The organism is Verrucosispora sp. SN26_14.1 (assembly GCF_004307965.1).
In the GTDB taxonomy this organism is placed as follows: domain Bacteria; phylum Actinomycetota; class Actinomycetes; order Mycobacteriales; family Micromonosporaceae; genus Micromonospora.
This window is the reverse complement of sequence record NZ_SISL01000607.1, coordinates 1-2,922: the sequence shown is the minus strand read 5'-3', so window position 1 is coordinate 2,922 and position 2,922 is coordinate 1. Positions and strand designations below refer to the sequence as shown.

The window sequence follows — 2,922 nt, the reverse complement described above, 5'->3', positions numbered from 1 at the left end:
CGGCGCGGCGGTGGCCACCGCCGCGCTCGCCCGCTACATCGAGGCGACGGTGGCGACGGTGACCGCCGCCCAGCGCTCCGCCGCCGCCTCGGAACGGGCCCGGCTCGCCCGGGAGCTGCACGACTCGGTGGCCAAGACGCTGCGGGGCGTCTCCTTCGCCGCGGTGGCGCTGCCCGGTCTGCTCCGTCGGCAACCGGACCTGGCCGAGCAACTCGCCGGCACCGTCTCCGAGGGCGCCGACGCGGCCGTGCGCGAGGCCCGTGACCTGCTCGCCGGGCTGCGCCGTGACCTGCCGGACCGACCTTTCCCGGATAACGTGAGGAGCATCTGCGCGGAGTGGTCGACGCGCAGTGGCGTCCCGGTTCAGGTGATCGCACACGCGGTCGAGCCTCCCGTGGCAGCCCGCTACGAACTCGCGCAGATCCTCAGCGAGGCGTTGCAGAACGTGACCCGGCACGCAGAGGCGACGCTGGTCCAGGTAGTACTCCACCGCTCGGAGGCACATGTGGAACTCACCATCACCGACGACGGCAGGGGTTTCCCGATGCCCGGGGATCTGACCGACCTCTCCGGCGCGGGCAGCTTCGGCATCGTCGGCATGGCCGAGCGGGCCCACGCCGTCGGTGGCACCCTGCGCGTCGAGTCCCACATCGGTCGCGGCACCCGGGTGATGGCCCGGGTTCCGCTGTCCGGTCCGGTGCCGGAGTCCGGCCGCGCCCGCCAGGCGGCCTCCCGATGATCGACGTGCTGATCGTCGACGACAATCCGATCGTCCGCACCGCCATCCGCGGCTACCTCGCCAGCGCCGAGGACGTCCGGGTGGTCGGTGAGGCCCCGGACGGCCGGACCGCGGTGACCGTGGCGACCCGGCTACGGCCGACCGTGACCCTGCTCGACCACCGCATGCCGATCGCCGACGGACTCAGCGTCGTGGACCAGCTCGCCCAGCAGACGTCGGTGCTGGTGTTGACGAGCGACTCCGACGACGAGCTGATCGCCGGGATGCTGCGCGGCGGCGCCAGCGGCTACCTCGTACACGGCGAGTTCGACCCGGCGGAACTGCTGCGCGCCGTCCACGCGGTGGCCGCCGGTCAGGGCTGGCTCTCCCCCCGGGGCGCCTCGGTGACCATCGCGGTGCTGCGCGAACAGGCCAACCGGGAACGCGACACGGTGGGCCGTGCCGAGCAGATCCGCCGGATGCGGCAGGAGTTCGGCCTGACCAGGCGGGAACAGGAGGTGGTCGAGCTGCTCGGCGCCGGCCACTCGAACGCGGCGATCGCCCGACGCCTGCTGCTCACCGAGAAGACCGTGAAGAACCACCTCAACCACATCTTCGCCAAGCTGCGGGTGACCAACCGAACGGAGGCGGTGGTGCGCTGGTCGGGCCCGGACGGTACGCCGATTCGGTGACCGGCTGAACGCGGCGCGCCCCGGCGCCGTTGTGTGGGCGGTGGTGACGTCGCACCGCCCGACACCGACGGGAGCGGGGACCGGATGGCAGCCGTATCAGCCCAGGCGCGACTTCGGCGTGATGGGTAGTCGGCAGGTACGCGCGGTCGGTCGGACCGCGCCGACGATCAGGGTGTTGATCGCGCATCCGCACCCGGGCGAGCGGTCGGTGATCCGTACCGTGCTCGACACCGGGGAACGGATCCGGGTGGTGGCGCTCACCGGTGACGCCGGTGAGGCGGTGGCACTCGCCGACCGGATGCGGCCCACCGTGACCCTGCTCGACGATCGGATAACCGCCCCCGAGGGCACCGACCTGGTGCGGGCGCTGGCCCGGCGATCACCGGTGATCGCGTTGACCGCCGCCACCGAGCACCGCACGATCAGCACCATGCTCCGCGCGCCGTTCAAGGGCTGCCTGGTGTACGGGCACCACGAGCCGGCGGACCTGCTCGGTGCCGTGCGGGCCGTCGCGTCCGGACTGGGCTGGCTGTCACCGGTGGCGGTGGCGGCGGTCGCCTGGGCGCTGCGCGAGTCCACCCGACCCCAGAACACCTAGGTCCTGCTTCGTCAGGGCGGTCGCGCCGAGGCGGAGTCCGGGCGGCGTTCCGGCGGGGACGTCTGTCCCGGGCCGGCGTTGCGCGCGCGGTGGTCCGGGCCGGTGGGGGCCGCTCTCCCCCGCTAGACGGTCGGGCTGATCCGGATCGACCAGCGCGTCGGCACCGCGTCGCCGAGCAGGACCGGCACCGGCCCGCCGCAGACGCTCAACTGCCGGGCCACCTGGACGGCCCGCCGGTCCAGCCCGGCGGCGAGCACGACGCCGGAGGTCTGCGACAGTCGTGGGTCGAAGACGTCCGCGACCCGGCGGCACTCGGCCGGCAGGCGGTCGTCGGTCAGGTCGCCCACCACGGTGACCTGACCACCGGCGTCGAGGACCTGCCGGACCAGGCGCGACGCGTACCACCGCTGCTGCGGCGGCGGACCGCCCAGGGTCAGCGCGTCCGGGCAGCGGGCCAGGTCGACCTGGAGGATTCGGCCGGACGCCGCACCGAGCAGGAGCGGAAGGGTCGCCGAGCAGGGCTCCCGGACCCCGGCACGCCAGGTGTGCGGCGGGCCGGGCCGATCGGCGCGGGCACCGTCGAGCGACACCGTGACCGCCCGTCCGTCGAGCAGGACCTCGGTGGTCAGGGCGTACGGGTCGACCAGCGTGGACCGCCCCGGCGGGCGGGGGCGTGCGTCGGGCCTGGACGCGACGGTGGGTCCGATCGGGCGGGACAGCACGGCGGTGCGGGTCGGCGAGGTCCCGGTGCGCCGAGGCGAGAAGTGGTCGGCGAGCGTCGGCACCGCAGCGGACACGGCCGGGGTCAGCAGGGTGATCGTGGGTGGCGATCCGGCCGGCATCGACGGGTCAGGTGCGGGGGCGGAGGGCGGGCGGGGGCGACCGCGCAGCACCGCCACCGCGAGGGCGAACAG

Annotated in this window: 3 protein-coding genes and 1 pseudogene; 3 read left to right on the top strand and 1 reads right to left on the bottom strand. The window is 74.3% G+C overall.

Features of this window, described 5'->3' with window-relative positions; translation table 11 throughout:
- The 3 genes from EYA84_RS29840 to EYA84_RS29830 form a co-directional block, all read left to right on the top strand.
- The coding region (locus tag EYA84_RS29840; RefSeq protein WP_236146036.1) for a sensor histidine kinase at nt 1-739 on the top strand (739 nt) is incomplete at its 5' end.
- Nucleotides 736-1,410 (top strand): response regulator transcription factor, encoded by a 675-nt coding sequence (locus EYA84_RS29835; protein ID WP_131057448.1) that lies wholly within the window; start codon nt 736-738, stop codon nt 1,408-1,410. The genes EYA84_RS29840 and EYA84_RS29835, both read left to right, overlap by 4 nt.
- Nucleotides 1,411-1,531: 121 nt before the next feature.
- The gene (locus EYA84_RS29830; RefSeq protein WP_131057446.1) at nt 1,532-2,008 is read left to right on the top strand and encodes a response regulator; all 477 of its coding nucleotides are present in this window, start codon (nt 1,532-1,534) and stop codon (nt 2,006-2,008) included.
- A 122-nt stretch (nt 2,009-2,130) separates the two neighbouring features.
- Here the strand turns inward: EYA84_RS29830 and EYA84_RS32765 are convergent.
- Nucleotides 2,131-2,922: pseudogene (locus tag EYA84_RS32765) on the bottom strand (hypothetical protein); the annotation flags it as partial.